This window comes from Euzebya rosea, assembly GCF_003073135.1.
In the GTDB taxonomy this organism is placed as follows: Bacteria; Actinomycetota; Nitriliruptoria; order Euzebyales; family Euzebyaceae; genus Euzebya; species Euzebya rosea.
Window position 1 is genome coordinate 17,881 of record NZ_PGDQ01000015.1, and the last position, 21,406, is coordinate 39,286.

The window sequence follows — 21,406 nt, forward strand, 5'->3', positions numbered from 1 at the left end:
GCTCGGGTCAGCGGCTGGCGATCGACCGACGGGCCCATGCCAGCGCGGCGACGATGACGACGAGGACCACGCTTCGGCCCATCGCCCCGTCCGCGTCCGAGCCCCCGGCAGCCGCGTCGCCGAGCTGCAGCACCAGCAGGACCGCGAAGACGGTCAGCGCCGCGGTGGTGGCGGCCCCGGATCCCCGCAGCACCATCACGCCGAGGGCGGTCGTCGTCAGTCCCAGGACGAGCAGTCCGCCTGCGGCCCCGGGTGACAACAGGATGAGGTCGCTGGCCATCGCCAGGAGGCCCAGCACGGCGTTGGCGAGGCCCAGCAGGACCAGGAGTCCCCCGGCGGTTCGGGCGGGCCAGGCGCGGGCGGTGGGTGTCGGACGGGTGGCGGCGTCGGTCTGGACCATCGAGAAGTTCCCCCTGCGGCGAGTGGTGGTTGACACAGACTAGTCATCCTGCTTGGGTCCGTCGGGACGGGGGACGTCACACACCCTGCAGGGCCGCCGTACCTGCGTTCGGATTCCTCCGTCATCCCGCCACGCTGCCCTGGGGCAGCACCCCCTACCGGAGGATCCTGTCTTGGACCACGTATCCGTCCCGCCGTCCGTACGTGCCCTGCGCGTGCTGCTCGCCGTCAGCCTCGCGCTCGGCGTGCTCGCCATCGCCCCGTCCACCGCCCGAGCCCACGACTCGTGCGCCATCGCCCGCCCGGCCGCCACCGGGTTCGTCGCGTCCGTCCTTTCGACCGTCAACGTCTTCTCCTCGTTCGTGGAGACCACCTCCGCGCCGTGCGGTGACAAGTACGGCGAGGTCGACGTCCAGCTCACGAGGGACTGGGGGCAGGACGACACCGCCGAGCAGTCCAGCCCGCCGGACGCCTTCTCGCCGGGGGCGACCGCCGCCACGAACGGCAACGCCCCCTCGACCCACGCCCCGTGCCGCCAGGGCATGGCCGCCGACTTCTTCCCCTGCGACGGCATCGACATGCTGAGCCACGTGTCCCACGCCGAGCTCGGAACCACGTTCGTCAACGACATCTGGGGCTGGACCGACCCCAGCACCCGCAAGGACTACGCGCTGGTCGGCGCCAGCAACGGCACCGTCTTCGTCGACATCAGCGACCCCAAGCGCCCCGAGGTCCTCGGCATCCTCCCGACCGCGTCGACCCGCGGTGGCGGCTCGTGGCGTGACATCAAGGTCCACGAGGACCACGCCTTCGTCGTCTCCGAGCACCGTGACCACGGTGTGCAGGTCTTCGACCTCACCCGCCTGCGCGACTGGGACGGCACCTACACCACCTACGACATGGACGCCCACTACACCCAGCACGGGTCGGCGCACAACATCAACATCAACACCGACACCGGCTACGCCTACTCCGTCGGCGCCGGCAGCTACCAGGGCGTCCCCGCCGTGTGCGGCACCGGCCTGCACATGATCGACATCAACGACCCGAAGAACCCCGAGTTCGCCGGGTGCTTCCAGGACCACGGCTACATCCACGACACGCAGTGCGTGGTCTACGACGGTCCGGACGCCGACTTCCGCGGCCGTGAGATCTGCGTCAACTCCAACGGCATCCAGTACCGCCTGAACGGCGAGAACTACCTGTCCATCGTCGACGTGACCGACAAGGCCAACCCCGTGGCGCTGGCTCGGGTGCCCTACGGCGGCTCCGGATACTCCCACCAGGGATGGCTGACGGAGGACCAGGGGTACTTCCTGCACGGCGACGAGGGCGACGAGATCCTCGCCGGCATCAACTCCACCACCCGGGTGTGGGACCTCACCGACCTGACCGACCCGTTCGTCAGCGAGGAGTTCGTCAACGACACCACCTCGATCGACCACAATCTCTACACGCAGGGCGACTACGCCTACGCCTCCAACTACACCACGGGGCTGCGCGTGTACGACGTCAGCGATGTCGCCGACGGTGAGGTCGAGGAGGTCGCGTACTTCGACGTCTACCCGGACAACGACAACACCTCGTTCGAGGGTGGCACCTGGTCCAACTACCCCTACTTCCGGCAGAAGGGGATCGTGGCGGTGTCCAGCATGGACCGCGGCCTGTTCGTCCTGCAGCCGCGGGTCGGCCGCAACGGCGGCTGATCGGGGGGCACTTCACGGAGGAGGGGACGCCGCGACGGCGTCCCCTTCGCCGTTTCCGGGTCGGCTGAGCCGGGTCGCTCGTGCCCGGGTCGGCTGAGCCGGTCGGTCATGCCCGGGTCGGCTGGGCCCGCGCCGACTCCCAGGTGGCCCGTTCGGCCTGGCGCAGCGTCCCGGTCAGGCCCCGTGCGGCGGCCTGGCGGCCGTACACCAACGCGAAGGCCAGGAACGCACCCTCGGCCAGGACGCCGACGCCCACACGCAGCCAGGTCGGCAGCGGCGCCCCGGTCACGAACCCCTCGATCAGGGCCGCCACGCCGAACACGACGATCAGCCCGCCGACGATGGTGATGGCTCGGCTGGCCTGGTCCTGGAGGGACTCGGCCCGACGACGGTCGCCCGGATCGATCCACGACCAGCCGAGCGCCAGCCCCGTACCGGCGGCAACGAAGATCGCGGTCAGCTCCAGCAACCCGTGCGGGGTGATGAACCCCCAGAAGACCTCCGCCACCCCGTTGGCATGGAACAGGCCCCCGGCGAACCCGACGTTGGCGGCGTTCAGGCCCAGCAGCAGCACCGTGGGCAGGCAGGCGAGGATGCCGCCGGCGAAGGCCCCGAAGCCCACCTGGATGTTGTTGAACCCGACCTCGGCGAAGAACTGCCCCGAGGGGCGGTCGGAGTAGTACTCCACGAAGTCCCCGGCGATCAGGGCGTCCTGCACGGCCGGCGGGATCGCCGCGTCCAGCGCAGCCGGCGACGTCGCCGTCCACGCGCCCAGCCCGAACGCGATGGACAGGAAGATGGCCGTGGCCACGCCGATCGGCCAGCGCTGGTGCCACATGGCGGCCGGGAAGGTCTCGGTGAAGAAGCGGACGACGAGCTGCCAGCTGCGTGGTCGTGTGCCGTGAACCGTCGCCCCGGCACGAGCGACCAGCTGGGACAGCCGCAGGGTCAGCTCGGGGTCGCCCAGGGTCGTCCGCGCGGTCGAGAGGTGCGTGGCCGTCCGCTGGTAGTCCCCGACGAGCTGCCGGATCTCCGCGGCCGACATCGTGGCCGGGTCCCGTCGAGCCGCCCGGTCCAGCCGCTCCCACATCGGGGCGTGGGCGGCGACGAAACGGTCCAGGTTCATCGTCGCGAACCCTATCCCGAACAGCCCGTTCCCTGCGGCACCGGCCTGCTCTAGGGTGACTCCGGTCAGGAGTCGAACCGTTGGAGGACACCAGGGATGCCGGAGACGTTGACACGCGAGCAGCTCCTCGAGGACATCGAGGGCCAGACCGTCGGGCAGTGGCTGCTGGACGCCGCAGCCGAGCAGCCCGACGACGTGGCGCTTCGCTGGAAGGACGGGGACGCGTGGCACGAATGGACCTGGGCGCAGGTGCTGGACCAGGCCAGCCGCATCGCTGGGACCTACCGCAGCTGGGGCATCGAGCCGGGTGACAGCGTCGCGCTGTTCCTGCGCAACCGACCCGAGTTCCACGTCGCCGACCTCGGCGGGTTGCTGTGCCGCGCCAAGACGGTGTCGATCTACAACTCCTCCGCTCCCGAGCAGGTCGAGTACCTGCTCGGCCACATGGAGGCCAAGGCGGTCATCTGCGACGACGTGGAGTTCCTCGAACGGGTCCTCAAGGTCCGCGGCCAGCTGCCCGACCTCGAGCACGTCGTCGTGGTCGACGACCCCGAGGGCCTCCGGCCCGACGACGTCCTGTCGTTCTCCTCGTTGCTGGACGGCGATCCCGTCGACGTGGAGTCGGCCGTGGCCGCCAGCCAGCCCGACGACCTCGTCACCCTCATCTACACCTCGGGCACGACAGGACAGCCCAAGGGTGTGATGCTGGACCACACCAACATCTGCGCTGCCGGGCAGGCCACCTTCGGCCTGCTCCACGAGGAGGACCGGACCGGCCAGCGGATGGTCAGCTACCTGCCGATGGCCCACATCGCCGAGCGGATGGTCAGCCACTACGGCTGGCTGCGCCAGCGGCACGTCGTCACGACCTGCCCCGAACCCACCGAGCTGCTGCCCTACCTCGTGACCGTGCGGCCACAGGTGCTGTTCGGTCCGCCCCGGGTCTTCGAGAAGCTGCGCTCGGGCATCCTGGCCGCGGTCGCGGCCAAGGGCGGCGACGCGGCGGAGAAGTTCGACCAGGCGCTGCAGGTCGGGCAGAAGGTGGCCGCGCTGACGGCCGACGAGCAGCCCGTGCCGGCCGAGCTCGCCGCCATGCACGCCCAGGTCGACGCCGTGGCCTTCGCCCCGCTGCGCGCCATGGTGGGTCTCGACGAGATGCGCATGGCCTTCACCGGTGCCGCGCCGCTGCCGGGGTTCGTGTTCGACTTCATGCGTGGCATCGGGGTGCCCTTCAGCGAGATCTACGGCATGAGCGAGAACACCGGCGGCATGACCTGGGACCCCTACCGGGTGAAGCGACGGGCCGTCGGCCGGGCCCTGCCGGGCACCGAGGTCGTCCTGGCGGAGGACGGCGAGGTCCTGTGCCGCGGCCCCATCGTCACCCGCGGCTACTACAAGGACCCGGAGCGGACCGCCGAGTCCTTCGACGACGACGGCTGGTTGCACACCGGCGACATCGGCCAGTTCGACGACGAGGGCTACCTCTCGATCGTGGACCGCAAGAAGGAGCTGATCATCACCGCGGGCGGCAAGAACGTCTCGCCCGCCAACATCGAGGCGATGCTCAAGTCCCTGCCGCTGGTCGGCCAGGCCTGCGTCATCGGTGACGACCGGCCGTTCCTGACCGCCCTGCTCGTCCTCGACCCCGACGTGGCGCCCGGCTGGGCGCTGGAGAAGGGCATCGAGGACCGCTCGCTGGCCGCCCTCGCCGAGGACCCGCTGGTGCTGGAGGAGATCGACCGCGGCGTCCGCGAGGTCATCAAGGGCTTCAACAACGTCGAGCAGATCAAGAAGTGGACGGTGCTGGGCGACGACTGGGTACCCGACTCCGCCCAGCTGACGGCCACCATGAAGCTCAAGCGGCGCGGCGTGCACGCCACGTACGTCGACCGGATCGAGGCGCTGTACGCCTCGTGAGGCCCTGCCGGTGAGCCTCCTCCCCGGGCCCGCGCACGCCACACGGCGCCGGGCCGCACTGGTCACCCCCGAGGCGGTGACGATCGACCTGCCCCTGGCCGACCTCGGGTCCCGGACCCTGGCCATCCTGGTCGACCTGATCATCCTGTTCGCGCTGCAGTACGCCGTGGTCGTCGCCGCGGTGCTGGCGGTGGGGGTCGGCTTCGGGCTGGGGTTGGGTGGCGGCCCGGGCTGGCTGGCCATCGTGGCGTTCCTGCTGCTGAACTTCGCGATCCTGTGGGGCGTCCCCGTCGCCTGCGAGGTGCTGCTGCACGGACGAACCCCCGGCAAGGCGCTGCTGGGCCTCCGCGTCGTCACCGTCGACGGGGGCACCGTCCGGTTCCGCCATGCCTCGATCCGCTGGCTGCTGGCACTGGTGGACTTCTACCTGCTGCTCGGCATCCCGGCGATCGTCACGTCGCTGGTCACCGCACGGAACCAACGTCTCGGGGACCTGGCCGCCGGCACCGTGGTGATCCGGGACCGGGTCCGTCGTGGCGTGGTGGACCAGCCGGTCGCGTGGCAGGTCCCTCCAGCGCTCGTCGGATACGCCCGGACGCTGGACGTGTCTGGCCTCGACGGTGAGGACTACACGCTGGTGCGGTCCTTCCTGCTCCGCTCCGGGTCCTTCGCGGCTGACCAGCGGCAACGGATCGCCGAGGAGGTCGCCACGACGATCGCCGCGCGCATGCGGCACCGTCCGCCGCCGGGAACGCACCCGGAGGCGCTGCTGGTCTGCGCCGCGGCGCTGGTCCAGCAGCGCGACACCGCGCCAGTCCCGACGGTCCCCGACATCGTCGACCCCTTCGCCCCGGCCTGAGGGGTGCGACCCTGCTGACGGCTGCGAGCTGGGTCGCGTGCCGTCGTGGGCACCCCCGCGGTCAGGCGGCGGCCAGCTCGCGTTCCTGCATCCAGCGGACCACACCGGCGCGGCCGGACGACCGCCCGTCACGCAGCTTGGCCTGCTGGACCCACGCGAACACCAGCGCTGTGGTGGCCGCGTCCTGACGCGACCAGGTGGCGCGCAGCGCGTCGTGGAGGTGGGGGACGTGCTGGAGCGCGTCGACCAGCCCGGACCGGTTGCGGGTGAGGACATCCAGCGGCGTGTGGCGCAGCAGCCGGCTCAGCCGGGCGATGTCGGCTGGTCGACCCTCGGCGAGCGTGGCACCGAGGGCGGGGTCGCCGGAGGTCAGGTGGCCGTACAGCTCGTCGAGGAAGTCCATGTCAGGTCCCTTGGAAGTGGATCGTCACACTTCGTATCGACCTGTATGCCCGTCGACAGGAGGACCAACCCGAAGATGGTCACTTCGGGTCAGTCCCGCCTGGTCATCCGTTGCCGACGCTCAGGTCAGGTACTCCAGGATCGCGGCGGCCAGGATGTCGGGCTGCTCGAGCATGACCCAGTGGGCGGCCGTCGGGATGACCCGGACGCGGGACACCGGGATCTCGGCGTGCAGCTCCTCGGTCATGGCGATTGGGGTGGACCGGTCGTGGTCGCCGACGACCAGCAGCGTGGGCTGGCCGATGTCCTCGCGGGGGATGCGGGGCATCTTCGCCAGGGCGCGGCAGGACTTGGCGTAGGCCTGCGGGTCGTTGCGGAGGTACATGTCGCGGGTCAGGCCGACCAGCTGGGGCAGCTTGGCCTGGGTGCGGGGGGCGAGGGCGCCGGGCAGCCACCCGTCGACGACGGCGTCCATGCCCTCGGCCTCGACGAGGTCCGCACGGTCGTTGTAGGCCTTCTTGGTCTCCGGCTCGAACCAGGAGATGCCGCCGACCAGCACGAGCTGGTCGATGGCCTCCGGCTTGTCCAGCGCCGCCTGCTGGGCCACGAGGCTGCCGAGGGAGTGGCCGACCAGCGTGACCGGCGGCAGCTCGAGGGCGGCGATCAGGGCGTTGACGTCCTGGGCCCACATCTGGACGGAGTACCCACCGGACCCGGCGTCGCTGCGGCCGTGGCCGCGGAGGTCCAGGGCGATGACGTGGTGGTGGACGGCCAGGCACTCGATCACGCCGTACCAGGCGTGGAGGTCGCCACCCAGGCCGTGGACGAGGACCACGGGCGGGCCCTCCCCCTTGGAGACGTAGTGGTGGCGTACGCCGTTGAGCTCGATGAACATCGGTCTTCCTCTGCAGGTCTGTGAAACGGGGGCCCGGGGCGATCCCGTGCGGACACGGTGCCGGGCGACGGCGGCGGGCTTCGCGGATGTCGCGGCTCGTTGGCCGCTCGCGTGGCTCGGTCCCGAACGGGGTACCGTCCGCCGTACGATGGCAAGGGTAGAGGAACGCGTCCACATCCACCGACCCACCGACCAGGTGTGGCAGCTGCTGGTGCGCTGGGAGGACCAACCCGCCTGGATGCAGGACGCCCAGTCGGTCACCGTCACCAGCGACCAGCGGGAGGGCGTCGGCACGGTCATCCACGTGCCGACCAACATCGCGCTCGGCCTCGTCATCCCCGACGAGATGCGGGTCACGGAATGGGTCGAGGGCAGGAAGATCGCGGTGCTGCACACCGGTCCGATCATCAAGGGACACGGCGCCTTCGAGCTGACCCCGACCAGGCTCCCCGACGGCCGCGAGGGGTCGTTGTTCACGTGGTGGGAGCAGATCGACGCCCCCCTCGGCCGGGTGGGCGACCTGGTTGCGCGCAACGTCGCCGTGCCCTACGTCTCCCACATCTTCCGACGCAGCCTCCGGGCGCTCAAGCAGGTGGCGGAGGACGAGATCCCGGTGCAGCCGGTCCCCGACCGGACCGGCTGACTGCCACACTGTCGGCCATGCGACGTCTCGTGGCCGGATCCTCTCCGTACGAAGCTCCCATCGGCTTCTCCCGTGCGGTGCGCGTGGACGACGTCGTGGAGGTCGCCGGAACCGCCCCGGTGTGGCCCGACGGGTCGTGCCCCGAGGACGCCGAGGCCCAGGCCGACCGCTGCTTCGAGATCGCCCTCGACGCGTTGCGACGGGCCGGCGGTGACCCGGCCGACGTGGTCCGCACCCGCATGTACCTGACCGACGCGTCGGACTGGGAGGCGGTCGGCCGGGCCCACGGCCGGCGGTTCGGTGCCGTCAGGCCGGCGGCCACGATGGTCGTCGTGGCCGGCCTGCTGGATCCGCGCTGGAAGGTCGAGGTCGAGGTGCGGGCGATCCTGCGTCGCCAGCCCGGCCGGTGATTCTCCTCAGCCCTTCCTGAGCTCCTTGCGGATCACGAGCTTCAGGCCGCTCCACACCTCGTCGATGGCGCAGACCTTCGTGTCGACCAGCCCGGTCGGCAGCGCCACCTCGCGGATCACGTCCTCGGTCATGTCGGTCGGGACCCGGCTGGCCTTCTTGGGCCAGGCGATCCAGATGGCGCCGTCCTCGGGGATGCGGCGACGGGCGATCGGCAGGCGCCGCTCGAACTCCGCTCGGGTGTCGTAGAACCCGATCACCATGTCCATGTTCCCGCGCAGGTGGGTGTGCATGGAGATGCCGTCGGGGACCGGCAGGAGCGCCAGTCCCACGAACTCGGGAGGCGGGTTGTCCAGCCCCAGCCGCATGCCCGCGGCCAGGCCGAGCTTCTTGGCCAGCGGCGTCCCCGAGTAGCCGGCGTTCACTGCCCCGCCACTCCCAGGTGGTCCTCGGGGTCGAGCTGCAGCAGGAAGTCGCGGCAGCGTTCGGGCTCACCGGGTTCACCGATGGCGGCAGCAGCACGGCGAAGGGCGTCGAGGGAACGGAGGAAGCCACGGTTCGGCTCGTGCGACCACGGGGCCGGTCCCTGTCCGCGCCACCCGGCGCCGCGGATGGCGTCCAGGCCGCGGTGGTAGCCGACGCGGGCGAAGGCGTAGGCGCCGATGGGGTCGCCGGCGTCCAGCGACCGTTCGGCGAGCTCGGCCCAGACCGGCAGGAAGGAGGGGGCGCTGGCGGCCACGTCACGAAGCGCCGACATGGGGTCGTCGGCGGCCGTTGCGGCCTCCAGTGCGGCGACCGTGTCGGCCGGCCAGGCGGGGATGTGGGTCGGGGTCACACCGTGCAGGGGGAGTTCGGGCATACCTCGGTCATACCACGACGTCGGGGGCCGTTGTCGCGTCCGGGTGGCGCAGGCGGACGTCGAACCGTGCCCCGCCGTTGTCAGCCGGCCGGTACGACACCGTCCCGCCGAAGCGCTCCGCGAGCGCCTTGACCAGGCCGAGGCCAAGCCCGGTGCCACGCGACTGGCGGCCCCGGACGAACCGCTCGAACAGCGTCGGGACCAGCGAAGCCGGGACGCCGTCGCCGTCGTCGATGACCGACAGCGTGACCCCGTCGTCGTCGGAGGTGGTCCGGACGGTGACGTGCGGGCCGCCGTGGCGGTAGGCGTTGGTCAGCAGGTTGCTGACGATCCGCTCGACGTACCGGTGATCGGCGGTGACCCGGTCGTCCTCGCACGGGTCGAGGTCGACGACGGTGCCGTCGGGCGGCGGTGCCGACGCAAGGGCGGCCTCGATGACCGGACCGAGCGACACCGGCTCCAGGACCAGGGGCGACCGTCCCGACTCGATGCTGGCCAGCTCCAGCAGGTTGTTGACCATGGCCATCATCGTGTCCAGCTGCCGCACGGCCATCTGCTCGAGCTGGGTGCGCTGGGCCTCGTCGAGGCCCTTGCGGCCCATCTCGAGGGCCTGCAGCGATCCGCGGATCGTGACCAGCGGCGTCTTCAGCTCGTGGGCCACATGGTGGACGAACGCCTCCTTGGCCTCGTCGGCGCTGCGCAGCTCGGCCACCAGCGCACGTTCCCGCTCGTAGGCATCGGCGTTGGTGACGATCACCGCCGCCTGTGACGCCAGGGCCGTGGCGATGAGCTCGTCGACCTCGGTGAACTCCTGCCCGCCCCGCTTGTCGGTCAGGTACAGGTCGCCGATGACCCGACCCTGGTGGGCGACGGGCACCCCGAGGAAGGTCCGCATCACGGGATGGTTCTCGGGGAAGCCGACGCTGGCCGGATGGCTGCCGAGGTCCTTCAGGCGGATGGCCCGGCCACCCACCATGACCGCACGCATCACTCCTCGACCGACGGGCAGGTCGCCGATCACCTCCACCAGCTCGGGATCCATCCCGGTGTGGATGAAGCTGGAGAAGGAGTCGCGGCCCTCGCCCAGCACGCCCAGGCCGACGTAGGTCGCGTCCACGAGGTCGGCGGCGGCGTTGACGATCTGCTGCAGCGCGTGGTCCACACGCCGTTCGGTGGTCAGGACGGTGTTGACCTCGACCAGCCGCTGCAGCCGTCGGGTCAGCTCGCGCTCGCGGTCGTACCGGGTCGACATCTCGATGGCGATGGACGCCTGGCCGGCCAGCGCCGTGATCAGCGCCTCGTCGGTGTCGGTGAAGCCCGCCCCTCCCTCCTCGTCGGTCATGTCCTTGTTGGTCATGTAGAGGTGGCCGAGGACCTTCTCGCCCGAGCGGATGGGGACACCGAGGAACGATCGCATCGGCGGATGGTTGGGCGGGAAACCCTGGCTGGCGGGGTGCAGCGCCAGGTCGGGCAGCCGCAGGGCCCGCCCCTCCACGATGACCGCCCCGAGGATCCCGTGGCCCGTGGGGAGGTTGCCGATCCGCTCGACGGTCGCGGGGTCCATGCCGGTGTGCAGGAACGCGTCCAGTGTCCGCCCGTCGTTGCCGACGATCCCCAGGGCGGCGTACTCGGCGCCCGAGACGGTTCGTGCAGCCTCGACGATCTGCTCGAGCATCTGCTCGGGGTCGTCCTGGACGCGGGTGATGGCCGTGACCGCATCGACGAGGGCACGCATGCGCGCGACGGACGCCTCGGCGAGGCCCCCCGGCTGCTGGTCTCCTTGGGTCACATGGCGAGTATGCATGTCCGCACCCCGGTGGTGTCGGGGGCGATGCGATGCCGAGGCTCACCGGACGCGGACGCCCATTCGGTACCCTCCACCCGTCCCCTGCAGCGGGTAGCCTTCCCGCGGCTTCACCAAGGAGCGGGGGACCGCAGGCGAGGACGACGACAAGGACGACACGTGGCACGAGTGATGGCAGTCGATGACGACCACGTCATCAGGGGCCTGCTCGAGGTCAACCTCGAGATGGAGGGCCACGAGGTCATCACCGCCGTGGACGGGCAGGACGCCCTGGACCGTGTGCACGACGAACGCCCCGACCTGATCCTGCTCGACGTCATGATGCCCAACGTCAACGGATGGCAGGTCGCGGAGACCCTCAAGAACGACCCGGAGACGCGCCACATCCCCATCGTCTTCCTGTCGGCCCGCGCCATGGAGGCCGACGTGCGCAAGGGCACCGACCTCGGCGTGCAGGCCTACGTGACCAAGCCGTTCGACCCGATCGACCTGATGGACCTGGTCAACCGCCTGATCGCCGAGCGGTCCGCCTAGGCGTCCCCTGCCAGCTGTCGCTCGGCGCGCGGTCGGGGAGGTCCCGCGGGGCTGGCTACGCTGTCGGGGATGATCGGACCCGAACAGCTCGCGACCGCCGTGGCCAAGGCCCTGGCCGACGCCGGACTCCCCGAACGCACGCCCACCTTCGAGCGGCCCAAGAACCGCGATCACGGTGACTGGTCGACCAACGTCGCGCTGACGCTGGCCAAGCCCGTCGGACGCCCGCCGCGCGAGGTCGCGCAGACGATCGTGGACACGCTCGGCGACGTCGAGGGTGTCGACGGCGTGGAGATCGCCGGTCCCGGGTTCATCAACTTCCGCCTTGCGCAGGACGCGTTCGGGGCGATCGTGCGGGCCGTTGTCGAGGCCGGTGAGGACGGGTGGGGACGTTCCACCAGCGGAACGGGACGCAGCGCCAACATCGAGTTCGTGTCGGCCAACCCCACGGGCCCGCTCCACGTCGGCCACGGCCGCTGGGTGGCCATGGGCGACGCGCTGGCCAACGTGCTCGAGGCGACCGGGTGGTCGGTGACGCGGGAGTACTACCTCAACGACGCCGGCAACCAGATCACGCTGCTGGGGGCGTCGGTCGCCGCCCGGATGCGTGGCGAGGAGGTGCCCGAGGACGGCTACCGCGGCGCCTACATCACCGAGATCGCCGACCAGCTGACCGCGGCCGGCGTCGACCCCGCCGACACCGCCGACGTGGTCGCGAAGTCCGTGGCGGCGATGACCGACCAGATCCGCGCCACCATGGAGTCCATCGGCATCCACATCGACGTGTGGTTCTCCGAGAAGACCCTGCACGCCGACGGGGCGATCGACGAGACGATCGGCTCGTTGCGCGAGCGCGGCCACGCCTACGACGCCGACGGCGCGGTGTGGCTGCGGACCTCGGCGTTCGGCGACGACAAGGACCGCGTGCTGGTCAAGGCCGACGGCACCAAGACCTACTTCGCCGCCGACACGGCCTACCTCGCCGACAAGGTGTCGCGGGGCTTCGACCTGGCCATCTACCTGCTGGGCGCGGACCACCACGGGTACGTGGGGCGGCTGCACGCCATCGCCCGGGCCGAGGGCATCCCCGACGGGGTCGTGGAGGTCATCATCGGCCAGCTCGTCAACCTGCTGCGCGACGGCGAGCCGGTGCGGATGGGCAAGCGGTCGGGCAACTTCGTCACCCTCGACGAGCTGGTCGAGGAGGTCGGCGCCGACGCGACCCGCTACACGTTCCTGCGCTCGTCGATGGACACCCCGCAGGACTTCGACATCGCCCGGGTCGTCAGCGAGGACAAGGCCAACCCGGTCCACTACATCAACTACTCCTACGCCCGGATCGCCGGGATCGGCCGCAAGGCCGCCGAGGTGGGCTTCGACGCCGGGGCCGTCGAGGAGGCCGACCTGACGCTCCTCGACCACGACACCGAGCAGGAGCTCATCCGCCGCATCGACGCGTTCGGCGAGACCGTCGAACGTGCCGCGGCCGACCGTGCCCCCCACCGGGTGGCGCGGTACGCCGAGGACGTGGCCGACGCGTTCCACCGCTTCTACACCGAGTGCCAGGTCATCGACACCGACGCCCCCGAGCTGTCGGCTGCGCGGTTCTGGCTGTGCGAGGCCGCTCGGATCACCGTCGCCGCTGCGCTGGGCATCCTGGGCGTGACCCCGCGGGAGCGCATGTGATCGCCGCCGGTCGCGGACCGGGCGCGCCGTCGTGAGCGGGCCCCTGCCGCCCCATCTGCTGCCCGACAACGCCACCGTCGGTGATGCCGGACAGCTCGTCATCGGCGGCTGCGACACCCTCGAGCTGGCCGCGGCGTTCGGCACGCCGCTGTTCGTCTACGACGAGGACCACCTGCGGGCCCGTGCCCGCGAGGCGGTCGCGGCGTTCGGCGACCACGCCACCTACGCCTCCAAGGCGTTCCTGTGCCGGGCGATGGCCCGCCTCGTGCACGAGGAGGGCATGTCCATCGACGTCGCCACCGGCGGGGAGATGGCGGTCGCGCTGGCCGCCGACGTGCCGGCGGACCGCCTGCACCTGCACGGCAACAACAAGTCCACCGCCGAGCTGCGCGACGCCATGGAGGCCGGGGTCGGACGGATCATCGTCGACTCCACCGACGAGATGGACCGCATCGAGGCGCTGGTCGCCGACGGGGCCCCGGCCCCGCGGGTCCTCCTGCGCGTCACCCCGGGCGTGAAGGCCGAGACCCACGAGTTCATCGCCACCGGCCAGGACGACTCCAAGTTCGGCTTCACCGTCGCCACCGGCGTCGCGCTGGACGCGGTCCGGCGTGCCGAGGCCAGCGACGCGATGGACCTGGTCGGCATCCACTGCCACATCGGGTCGCAGGTCTTCGAGGCCGAGTCCTTCGCCAAGGCGCTGGGGGTCCTCGCGACCTTCACCGCCCCGCTGGACCTGCCCGAGCTGGTCATCGGCGGCGGGCTGGGGGTGCCCTACGTGACCGGCGAGCACGCGCCCAGCATCACCGAGTGGGCCGCCGAGCTGACCTCGGCCGCGGCGTCCCTGGGCATCACGGCGACCCTCGGCATCGAGCCGGGCCGCGCCATCGCCGCCGCCGCTGCGGTCACCCTCTACACCGTCGGCACCGTCAAGCCGTTGGAGGGGATCCGGACCTACGTCGCCGTCGACGGCGGCATGAGCGACAACCCCCGCCCGGTGCTGTACGGCAGCGGCTACGAGACCTTCCTCCCGCGTGCGGTCGAGGCGGCACGGCCCCAGCGGGTGCGGGTGGTCGGCAAGCACTGCGAGTCCGGCGACATCCTCGTCCGCGACGCACGGGTGCCCGCCGACCTCGCCGTCGGGGACGTGCTCGCCACGCCGGTCACCGGTGCCTACGGCCACTCGATGGGCTCCAACTACAACAAGGTCCTGCGCCCGCCGGTGGTCTTCGTCCGCGACGGCGACGCCCGCCTGGTGGTCCGGCGGGAGACCCCCGCCGACCTGCTCCTGACCGACGTCGGGTGATCGCGACGTAGCATCTGGCCGCATGGCACACGATCCGTCCCAGCCCCAGCGCACCCTGACCGTCGGCCTGCTCGGCCTCGGCGTCGTCGGAAGCGGCGTCGCGACCCTGCTTCGCGATCACGCCGACGAGATCGCCGGCCGCGTCGGCGCGCGGCTGGAGATCGGACCGGTCGTCGTCCGTGACGTCAACAAGGTGCGGGACGTCGACGTGGCCGTGACCGACGACGTGTCCACCGTCGTCGGCGCCGAGGGCGTCGACATCGTCGTGGAGGTCATGGGCGGCATCGACCCGGCCCGCGACCTGCTGACCCGCGCGCTGAAGGCCGGCCAGAGCGTGGTGACGGCCAACAAGGAGCTCATCGCCACCCACGGCGCCGAGCTGCTGACCGCCGCGCAGGAGCACTCCGTCCGCCTGGAGTACGAAGCGGCCGTCGCCGGCGCCATCCCGATCATCAAGCCGATGCGCGAGTCGCTGGCCGGCGACCGGGTCCGCAAGGTGCTGGGCATCCTCAACGGCACCACGAACTACATCCTCACCCGCATGACCGAGGAGGGTGCGGAGCTCGCGCCCGTCCTGGCCGACGCCCAGGCGCTGGGCTACGCCGAGGCCGACCCGACCGCCGACGTCGGCGGGCACGACGCCGCTGCCAAGGCCGCGATCCTGGCCAGCCTCGCCTTCGACGCCCACGTCGTCCGCGACGACGTCTACACCGAGGGGATCATGTCGGTCACCGCCACCGACATCGCCAACGCCAAGCGCATGGGCTACGTCATCAAGCTGCTCGGCATCGCCGAGGAGCACGACGACTCCAGCATCGGCGTGCGCGTCCACCCGGCGTGGATCCCCACCTCGCACCCGCTGGCGTCCATCCGCGAGGCGTACAACGCCATCTTCGTGGAGGCCGACGCCGCCGGGGACCTGATGTTCTACGGCCGTGGTGCAGGGTCGTTGCCGACCGCCTCGGCCGTCGTCGGTGACGTCGTCACGGCCGCCCGGGCCATGCTGGCGGGGGAGCGGTTGCCGTCGGTCGCCGTGGCCGACAAGCCGATCCGTCCCGTCGACGAGGAGATCGTGCAGTACTACCTGCTGCTCGACGTGGCCGACGAGGCCGGGGTCCTGTCCCGCGTGGCGGCGACCTTCGGGGACCACGACGTGTCGATCAAGAGCGTCTGGCAGGAAGGGGAGGGGGATCAGGCCCAGCTGCTGCTGATCACCCACGCCGCGCGCGAGGGCAACGTCAGGGCGTGCGTGGAGGCCCTGAAGGACCTCAGCGACGTCAACGCGATCGCGTCGTCGATGCGCGTGGAGGACCGGCGCGAGGGCTGATCGCCCCGGGCAGCACCACAGCCGGCGTCCCTGACGGGCTGCCGCACGAGGCCCCTTGGAGGGGCGGGACGAGGAGCGAGCGTGACCGAAGCCGATCACACCGTTGCGATGGTGGCCGACACCGTCAGGGCCGTCGACCTCGACGCAGACCTGGACGGTCGGTCGGTGGTCGCGGCGGTCGAGGTCCCTGCGACGTCGGCCAACCTCGGTCCCGGCTACGACGCGCTCGGCGTGGCCCTCGACGTCCCGCTGCTCGCCATCGCCAGGGCGCCGGGACCGGAGCGGGTCACCTCCCACGGCCTCGGTGCCGGCGAGCTGCCGACCGGTGAGGGCAACCTCGTCTGGCGGGCCGTCGTCGCCTGGTGCGAGCGGGTCGGGGCCGACGTGCCCGACGTCTCGATCGACGTGCACAGCGCCATCCCGCTGGAACGCGGGATGGGGTCCTCGTCGGCCGCGGCGGTGGCCGGCCTGGTGCTGGCCCGCGCGCTGGTCGGCGGCCCGGGTGGCAACGCCGACGTGCTCGAGCTGGCCACGGCCCTGGAGGGGCACCCCGACAACGCGGCGGCGGCGATCGCCGGTGGCCTGGTCGCATGCCTGCCCGACGGCGGGTTCCAGCGGGTCACCCCGGACACGGGCCTCATCCCGGTGCTGCTGATCCCCACGACACGCCAGAACACCGGCCACGCCAGGGGAGTGCTGCCCGTCGAGGTCCCCCTCGCCGTCGCCGCGGCCAACGGTGCCCGGGCGGTCGCGACCTTCGCCGGCCTCGCCGGCCTGGTCCCGCTGCAGGCCGCCGCCATGGTCGACGAGCTGCACGAGCCCCCTCGCCTGGCGATCATGACCACCAGCGGCCAGCTGGTCGGCCGACTCCGCGAGGCCGGCGTGCCGGCGGCTCTGTCGGGGGCGGGCCCGTCGGTGCTGGCGGTGCTGGACCACCCCTCCCAGCTCCGGGTCGTGGCCGACGCCGTCGACGCCGTCGACGGCGCCGTGGAGGTCCTCGAGACCACCTGGAACCTGGCCGGCGCCCGCGTGCACCGAGCCCCCGTGCCGGCCTGAGCGCCGACGGGCAACCTTGTTGCCGTCCGTCGGTGACCGGTATGCTTCCTTCAGCGGCGAGCCGGGACGCCGCACTCCAGCCACGCTGGATCGCCGAGGGTTCCCTCGCTCCGCACTTGTTCCCGACGACCATCTCGACCCGCATGCGCGGGTCGACACGCCAATGGGGTGACGTGATCGAGACGTCCCCCAGTGCCTGAGAACCACACAGGAGAGGGCATGGATCGCAGCGTCCTGGCTCGCAAGCCGATGACCGAGCTGAAGGACATCGCCTCGCATCTGAACATGCGTGGGTACCAGAAGCTTCGCAAGGCCGAGCTGATCGACGCGATCGTCGAGTCGGCCACCGGCCAGGCGTCCGCGTCCGCGAACGGTGCCGCCGAACCGGGGGACGACGCCGCTCCTGCCCGCTCGCGCACCCGGACACGCAGTCGTGACGACGCGTCCGCTGACGCGCCCGCTGACGACGCGCCTGCTGATGATGCGCCTGCTGGTGACGCGCCGGTCGAGTCGGCGCCGGCGGGGGAGGACGCGGCAGCACGTGCTGCTCGGGAGGAGACGGCCCGCAAGGTGCTGCCCCCCACCGCCCGCCAGGCCGACGCCGCTGGGGACGGCGGTCAGGGCAAGGGCCAGCAGGAGGAGCGCAGCCGCTCCCGCGACCGCAACAGCTCGCGTGGTGGCAACCGCAACGACGACAACGGCCGTTCCCGTGGCAGCGCGCAGGACAGTGGTCGTGATTCGGGCGGTCGTGATTCGGGCGGTCGTGACTCCGGTCAGGGTCGTGGGTCCGGTGGTCGTGACAGCGGTTCTGGCCGTGACAGCGGTGCTGGCCGTGACAGCGGTGGCAGTCGTGACAGCGGCGGTGGCAGTCGTGACGGCGGCAAGGGTGAGGACCGGCCGCGTGACGGCGGGCGCAAGGACGACGACCGTGGTCGCGCCGACGCCCCTCGCGCCGACGACAACGGCAACGACGACGATGACGACGATGACGACGACGCGGCGAGCCGCAAGCGTCGCAGCCGTCGGGACCGTCGCAAGCGCAACCGCGAGCGCGCCCAGCAGGAGAACCAGCAGGGCGGCGGCGGTGGCGGGGGCGGCAACGAACCCGGAGAGGTCCGCGCCGGTGTGCTCGACATCCTCCCCGAGGGGTACGGCTTCCTGCGCACGACCGGCTACACCCCGGGCGACCGCGACGTCTACGTCTCGCAGGGCCAGATCCGCAAGCACGGGCTTCGTCGCGGCGACGTCGTCCAGGGGCCGATCCGCCAGCAGCGCAACAACGAGAAGGTCCCGGCGCTGCACCACGTGCAGAAGGTCAACGGCGGCGAGCTCGAGGGCGGACAGGTGCCCGAGCGGCCCGACTTCCGCGACCTCGTGCCGGTGTACCCCAGCGAGCAGCTGCGCCTGGAGACCGAGAAGGCCCCCACGGTCCTGCGTGCCATCGACCTGCTGGCCCCGATCGGACGCGGGCAGCGTGCCCTCCTCGTGGCACCGCCGGCAGCCGGTCGAACCGACACCCTCAAGGGCATCGGCCAGGCCATCGCGACCAACGCGCCCGAGGCCCACCTGATGGTCCTGCTGATCGACGAGCGTCCCGAGGACGTCACCGACGTCAAGCGCGCCATCCCCGGTGAGGTCATCGCGAGCACCTTCGACCGTCCGGTCGAGGACCACACGCAGGTCGCCGAGCTCGCCATGGAGCGGGCCCGCCGGCTGGTCGAGCTCGGCCACGACGTCGTCGTGCTCGTCGACTCGTTGACGCGGCTGACCCGCGCCTACGGCAGCGGCGGCATCGATGCGACGTCGCTGTACCCGGCCAAGCGCTTCTTCGGCAGCGCCCGCAAGGTCGAGGACGGCGGCTCGCTGACGATCGTGGCCGCCATGCTGACCGGCGACGGAAGCGCGGTCGACGAGGCGATCCTCGAGGAGTTCCTCGGGACAGCGAACGCCGTCATCCACCTCGACGGCGACGTGGCCCCGCACCTGCGGCCGGTCGTGCGCCCCGACACCTCGGCCACTCGCCGCGAGGAGCTGCTCGTCGACGACGAGACCCTCCAGGCGATCTGGGCGGTTCGCAAGCGCCTGGCCGACCTGCCCCACGACGAGGCCGCGCGCACGATCGCCAGCGACCTCGAGGGCACCCTGGACAACGCCACCTACCTCGCCGGTGCCGGAGGTTCCAGCACACGGTGAGCGACACTGAGCAGGACATGAGCGACCACAGCAGCAGCGACACCCCCCACCAGCACTTCTACGGCGGCCAGGCCGTCATGGAGGGTGTGATGATGCGGGGTCAGAAGACCTGGGCGGTCGCCGTCCGTCGTCCCGACGGGACGATCTACCTCGAGCGGCACCCCGTCAGCGACCTCCCCCAGCGCAAGCCGATCTGGACCAAGCCCATGCTCCGCGGCATGTGGGGCCTGGTCGACGCGCTGACCATCGGCACCAAGGCGCTGACGATCTCCGCCAACGCCGCGGTCGATGACGAGGAGCAGCTGTCCAAGGGCGAGATGAGTGGGTCGCTGGCCATCGCGCTGCTGGCCTTCATCGGCATCTTCATCGTCCTGCCGAACCTCGGCCTGGCGGCGATCGAGGAGCCGTTGGGCGGAGGGGACTCCCTCACCTTCCACCTGGTCGAGGGCGTGGTGCGGCTGGGCATCTTCCTGCTGTACCTGCTGGGCATCTCGATGCTGAGCGACATCCGCCGGGTCTTCCAGTACCACGGTGGCGAGCACAAGACGATCCTCGCCTGGGAGCACGACGAACCGCTCCGAGCCGGCGCGATCCAGCCGTACTCCACCAAGCACCCCCGCTGCGGGACCAACTTCCTGCTGATCGTGATGCTGCTGGCCATCGTGATCTACACGACGGCGGGCATCATCTTCCCCGCGCCGGAGGGGGCCAACTTCTTGGCCTTCCTCGGCTACCAGGTGGCCCTGCGCGTGATCCTCCTCCCCGTCGTGGCGGGCCTGGCCTACGAGGTCCTGCGCCTCGGCGCCGACCAGACCAACCCGCTGATGCGGGCGCTGGCGACCCCCGGCCTGTGGCTGCAGAAGATCACCACCAAGGAGCCCGACGACGAGCAGGTCGAGGTCGCCATCCGCGCCTTCGAGGCCGTCGTCCCCACCGCCCACCTCGCCGGTCGCACGACCGACCTTCCCTCCCCGGTGGTGTGGGGACCGGACACGACGACGGAGGTCGTGGGCCTGCCTCGCGACGAGGCTGCCGTGCCGCCGCCCCCTGGCGTGGATGCGGTCGACGACTCCGGGGTCGACCCCGGCTCGACGATCGCCTGAGCGAGGTCGCGACATGATCGACGATTCGATGCGTCAGCGTCTCGAGGAGCTCGTGGCCACCCACGCCGAGCTCGAGATGGACATGACCGACCCGGCGGTCCTCGGTGATCAGGAGCGCTACACCTCCACCGCCAAGCGGCATGCCGAGCTGAGCGAGGTCGTCAAGGTCTACGCGAAGTACCAGGAGCTGCTTGAGGACGCCGAGGCCGCCGAGGAGCTGGCCGAGCTCAGCGACGGGGCCGAGGGCGACAGCATGGTCGCGGAGGCGAAGGCCAACCGTGCGCAGGCCGAGGGCATGGAGGACCAGCTGAAGGTCCTCCTGCTGCCCAAGGACCCGATGGACGACAAGAACGTCATCCTCGAGATCCGCGCCGGGGCAGGCGGCGACGAAGCCGGCCTGTTCGCCGCCGAGCTCGAGCGCATGTACACGCGGTACGCGGAGGGACGCCGCTGGAAGGTCGCCCGGCTGAGCGTGTCGGAGAACGACGTCGGCGGGGTCAAGGAAGTCACGTTCGAGGTCAACGGGACCGGCGCGTACTCGGTGCTGAAGCACGAGTCCGGCGTCCACCGGGTGCAGCGCGTGCCGCAGACCGAGTCGGGCGGACGCATCCATACCTCCACCGCATCGGTGGCCGTCATGCCCGAGGCCGAGGACGTCGACGTCCACATCGACCCGTCGGACCTCAAGATCGACGTGTACCGGTCGTCGGGCCCCGGCGGGCAGTCGGTCAACACGACGGACTCGGCCGTGCGGATCACCCACGTCCCGACCGGTGTCGTCGTCGCGATGCAGGACGAGAAGAGCCAGCTGCAGAACAAGGAGAAGGCCCTCCGCGTCCTGAAGGCCCGCCTGCTGCAGGCCGAGAAGGACCGCATGGCCGCCGAACGCGCCGACGCCCGCGCCAGCCAGATCGGCACCGGCGACCGGTCGGAGAAGATCCGGACCTACAACTTCCCGGACTCCCGCGTCGCCGACCACCGCATCGGCTTCAAGACCAACGACCTCTCCGGCGTCCTCGAAGGCAAGCTCGACGAGCTCTTCGACGCCCTCATCCGCCAGGAACAGGCCCAGAAGCTCCAGGCCCTCACCGAAGACGCCTGACCCCACCCGCCGGGCCCCGCTCGGCAAGCCCCGCGTGACGGAATTTGACCCAACGGGTGGTCTGGTCGTCGGGCATGGGTC

The 21,406-nt window shown here is 71.2% G+C and carries 20 protein-coding genes; 13 read left to right on the top strand and 7 right to left on the bottom strand.

Annotated features, from left to right (window positions below; all coding sequences use genetic code 11):
- Nucleotides 1–7: 7 nt before the first annotated feature.
- Nucleotides 8–436, bottom strand: a complete 429-nt coding sequence (locus CUC05_RS18570) for a hypothetical protein (RefSeq protein ID WP_157965749.1) — start codon at nt 434–436, stop codon at nt 8–10.
- Between the two features lie 136 nt (nt 437–572).
- On the opposite strand from CUC05_RS18570, the gene CUC05_RS18575 reads away from it, so the two are divergent.
- Nucleotides 573–2,105 (top strand): choice-of-anchor B family protein, encoded by a 1,533-nt coding sequence (locus CUC05_RS18575; RefSeq protein WP_205712426.1) that lies wholly within the window; start codon nt 573–575, stop codon nt 2,103–2,105.
- Nucleotides 2,106–2,211: 106 nt separating this feature from the next.
- On the opposite strand, the gene CUC05_RS18580 is transcribed toward CUC05_RS18575, so the two are convergent.
- A complete protein-coding gene (locus CUC05_RS18580) occupies nt 2,212–3,231 on the bottom strand; it encodes a stage II sporulation protein M (RefSeq protein WP_108667628.1) in 1,020 nt (339 codons plus the stop codon).
- A 96-nt stretch (nt 3,232–3,327) separates the two neighbouring features.
- Between CUC05_RS18580 and CUC05_RS18585 the strand changes: the two genes are divergently transcribed.
- On the top strand, nt 3,328–5,148 hold the full coding sequence (locus CUC05_RS18585) for an AMP-dependent synthetase/ligase (protein ID WP_108667629.1): 1,821 nt from the start codon (nt 3,328–3,330) through the stop codon (nt 5,146–5,148).
- A 10-nt stretch (nt 5,149–5,158) separates the two neighbouring features.
- On the top strand, nt 5,159–6,007 hold the full coding sequence (locus tag CUC05_RS18590) for an RDD family protein (protein ID WP_157965750.1): 849 nt from the start codon (nt 5,159–5,161) through the stop codon (nt 6,005–6,007).
- 61 nt (nt 6,008–6,068) lie between these two features.
- Here the strand turns inward: CUC05_RS18590 and CUC05_RS18595 are convergent, their stop codons facing one another.
- The gene (locus CUC05_RS18595; protein WP_108667631.1) at nt 6,069–6,410 is read right to left on the bottom strand and encodes a hypothetical protein; all 342 of its coding nucleotides are present in this window, start codon (nt 6,408–6,410) and stop codon (nt 6,069–6,071) included.
- A gap of 120 nt (nt 6,411–6,530) precedes the next feature.
- Nucleotides 6,531–7,304 (bottom strand): alpha/beta fold hydrolase, encoded by a 774-nt coding sequence (locus CUC05_RS24865; protein WP_157965751.1) that lies wholly within the window; start codon nt 7,302–7,304, stop codon nt 6,531–6,533.
- 148 nt (nt 7,305–7,452) lie between these two features.
- Here CUC05_RS24865 and CUC05_RS18605 point away from each other — a divergent pair, with 148 nt between their 5' ends.
- Nucleotides 7,453–7,947 carry an SRPBCC family protein gene (locus CUC05_RS18605; RefSeq protein WP_157965752.1) on the top strand — a complete coding sequence of 165 codons (495 nt, stop codon included), beginning with the start codon at nt 7,453–7,455 and terminating at the stop codon, nt 7,945–7,947.
- 17 nt (nt 7,948–7,964) lie between these two features.
- Nucleotides 7,965–8,357, top strand: coding sequence for a RidA family protein (locus tag CUC05_RS18610; RefSeq protein WP_108667633.1), 393 nt, complete (start codon nt 7,965–7,967; stop codon nt 8,355–8,357).
- Nucleotides 8,358–8,363: 6 nt separating this feature from the next.
- Here the strand turns inward: CUC05_RS18610 and CUC05_RS18615 are convergent, their stop codons facing one another.
- The 3 genes from CUC05_RS18615 to CUC05_RS18625 are packed head-to-tail and all read right to left on the bottom strand — an operon-like array spanning nt 8,364 to nt 11,003.
- Entirely contained in the window at nt 8,364–8,780 is a 417-nt protein-coding gene (locus CUC05_RS18615; protein ID WP_108667634.1) for a DUF3052 family protein, read from the bottom strand.
- Complete coding sequence (locus tag CUC05_RS18620; protein WP_108667635.1) at nt 8,777–9,214, bottom strand: DUF3151 domain-containing protein; 438 nt, start codon at nt 9,212–9,214, stop codon at nt 8,777–8,779. Before CUC05_RS18620 ends, CUC05_RS18615 begins: the two co-directional genes overlap by 4 nt.
- Nucleotides 9,215–9,221: 7 nt before the next feature.
- Nucleotides 9,222–11,003, bottom strand: a complete 1,782-nt coding sequence (locus CUC05_RS18625) for a sensor histidine kinase (RefSeq protein WP_170128059.1) — start codon at nt 11,001–11,003, stop codon at nt 9,222–9,224.
- Between the two features lie 174 nt (nt 11,004–11,177).
- On the opposite strand from CUC05_RS18625, the gene CUC05_RS18630 reads away from it, so the two are divergent.
- The 8 genes from CUC05_RS18630 (at nt 11,178) to prfA (ending at nt 21,325) form a co-directional block, all read left to right on the top strand.
- Nucleotides 11,178–11,552 (top strand): response regulator transcription factor, encoded by a 375-nt coding sequence (locus CUC05_RS18630; RefSeq protein ID WP_205712427.1) that lies wholly within the window; start codon nt 11,178–11,180, stop codon nt 11,550–11,552.
- Nucleotides 11,553–11,621: 69 nt separating this feature from the next.
- Nucleotides 11,622–13,238: an arginine--tRNA ligase gene (argS, locus tag CUC05_RS18635; protein WP_108667638.1), complete on the top strand. Its 1,617-nt coding sequence runs from the start codon at nt 11,622–11,624 to the stop codon at nt 13,236–13,238.
- A 31-nt stretch (nt 13,239–13,269) separates the two neighbouring features.
- Nucleotides 13,270–14,544, top strand: coding sequence for a diaminopimelate decarboxylase (gene lysA, locus CUC05_RS18640; RefSeq protein WP_108667639.1), 1,275 nt, complete (start codon nt 13,270–13,272; stop codon nt 14,542–14,544).
- A gap of 22 nt (nt 14,545–14,566) precedes the next feature.
- Complete coding sequence (locus CUC05_RS18645; protein ID WP_108667640.1) at nt 14,567–15,871, top strand: homoserine dehydrogenase; 1,305 nt, start codon at nt 14,567–14,569, stop codon at nt 15,869–15,871.
- Between the two features lie 81 nt (nt 15,872–15,952).
- Nucleotides 15,953–16,927 carry a homoserine kinase gene (locus CUC05_RS18650; RefSeq protein WP_108667641.1) on the top strand — a complete coding sequence of 325 codons (975 nt, stop codon included), beginning with the start codon at nt 15,953–15,955 and terminating at the stop codon, nt 16,925–16,927.
- Between the two features lie 219 nt (nt 16,928–17,146).
- The gene (rho, locus tag CUC05_RS18655) at nt 17,147–19,120 is read left to right on the top strand and encodes a transcription termination factor Rho (protein WP_108667642.1); all 1,974 of its coding nucleotides are present in this window, start codon (nt 17,147–17,149) and stop codon (nt 19,118–19,120) included.
- A gap of 17 nt (nt 19,121–19,137) precedes the next feature.
- Nucleotides 19,138–20,223, top strand: coding sequence for a DUF1385 domain-containing protein (locus CUC05_RS18660; protein WP_108667755.1), 1,086 nt, complete (start codon nt 19,138–19,140; stop codon nt 20,221–20,223).
- Between the two features lie 13 nt (nt 20,224–20,236).
- The gene (prfA, locus tag CUC05_RS18665) at nt 20,237–21,325 is read left to right on the top strand and encodes a peptide chain release factor 1 (RefSeq protein ID WP_276308922.1); all 1,089 of its coding nucleotides are present in this window, start codon (nt 20,237–20,239) and stop codon (nt 21,323–21,325) included.
- Nucleotides 21,326–21,406 lie beyond the last annotated feature (81 nt).

Bases quoted from the DNA above. Each gene is read 5' to 3' on its own strand.
- CUC05_RS18580 (WP_108667628.1), bottom strand. From the start codon at position 3,231: ATGAACCTGGACCGTTTCGTCGCCGCCCACGCCCCGATGTGGGAGCGG.
- CUC05_RS18585 (WP_108667629.1), top strand. From the start codon at position 3,328: ATGCCGGAGACGTTGACACGCGAGCAGCTCCTCGAGGACATCGAGGGC.
- CUC05_RS18595 (WP_108667631.1), bottom strand. From the start codon at position 6,410: ATGGACTTCCTCGACGAGCTGTACGGCCACCTGACCTCCGGCGACCCC.
- CUC05_RS24865 (WP_157965751.1), bottom strand. From the start codon at position 7,304: ATGTTCATCGAGCTCAACGGCGTACGCCACCACTACGTCTCCAAGGGG.
- CUC05_RS18605 (WP_157965752.1), top strand. From the start codon at position 7,453: ATGGCAAGGGTAGAGGAACGCGTCCACATCCACCGACCCACCGACCAG.
- CUC05_RS18610 (WP_108667633.1), top strand. From the start codon at position 7,965: ATGCGACGTCTCGTGGCCGGATCCTCTCCGTACGAAGCTCCCATCGGC.
- CUC05_RS18620 (WP_108667635.1), bottom strand. From the start codon at position 9,214: ATGCCCGAACTCCCCCTGCACGGTGTGACCCCGACCCACATCCCCGCC.
- argS (WP_108667638.1), top strand. From the start codon at position 11,622: ATGATCGGACCCGAACAGCTCGCGACCGCCGTGGCCAAGGCCCTGGCC.
- CUC05_RS18645 (WP_108667640.1), top strand. From the start codon at position 14,567: ATGGCACACGATCCGTCCCAGCCCCAGCGCACCCTGACCGTCGGCCTG.
- rho (WP_108667642.1), top strand. From the start codon at position 17,147: ATGGATCGCAGCGTCCTGGCTCGCAAGCCGATGACCGAGCTGAAGGAC.
- CUC05_RS18660 (WP_108667755.1), top strand. From the start codon at position 19,138: ATGAGCGACCACAGCAGCAGCGACACCCCCCACCAGCACTTCTACGGC.
- prfA (WP_276308922.1), top strand. From the start codon at position 20,237: ATGATCGACGATTCGATGCGTCAGCGTCTCGAGGAGCTCGTGGCCACC.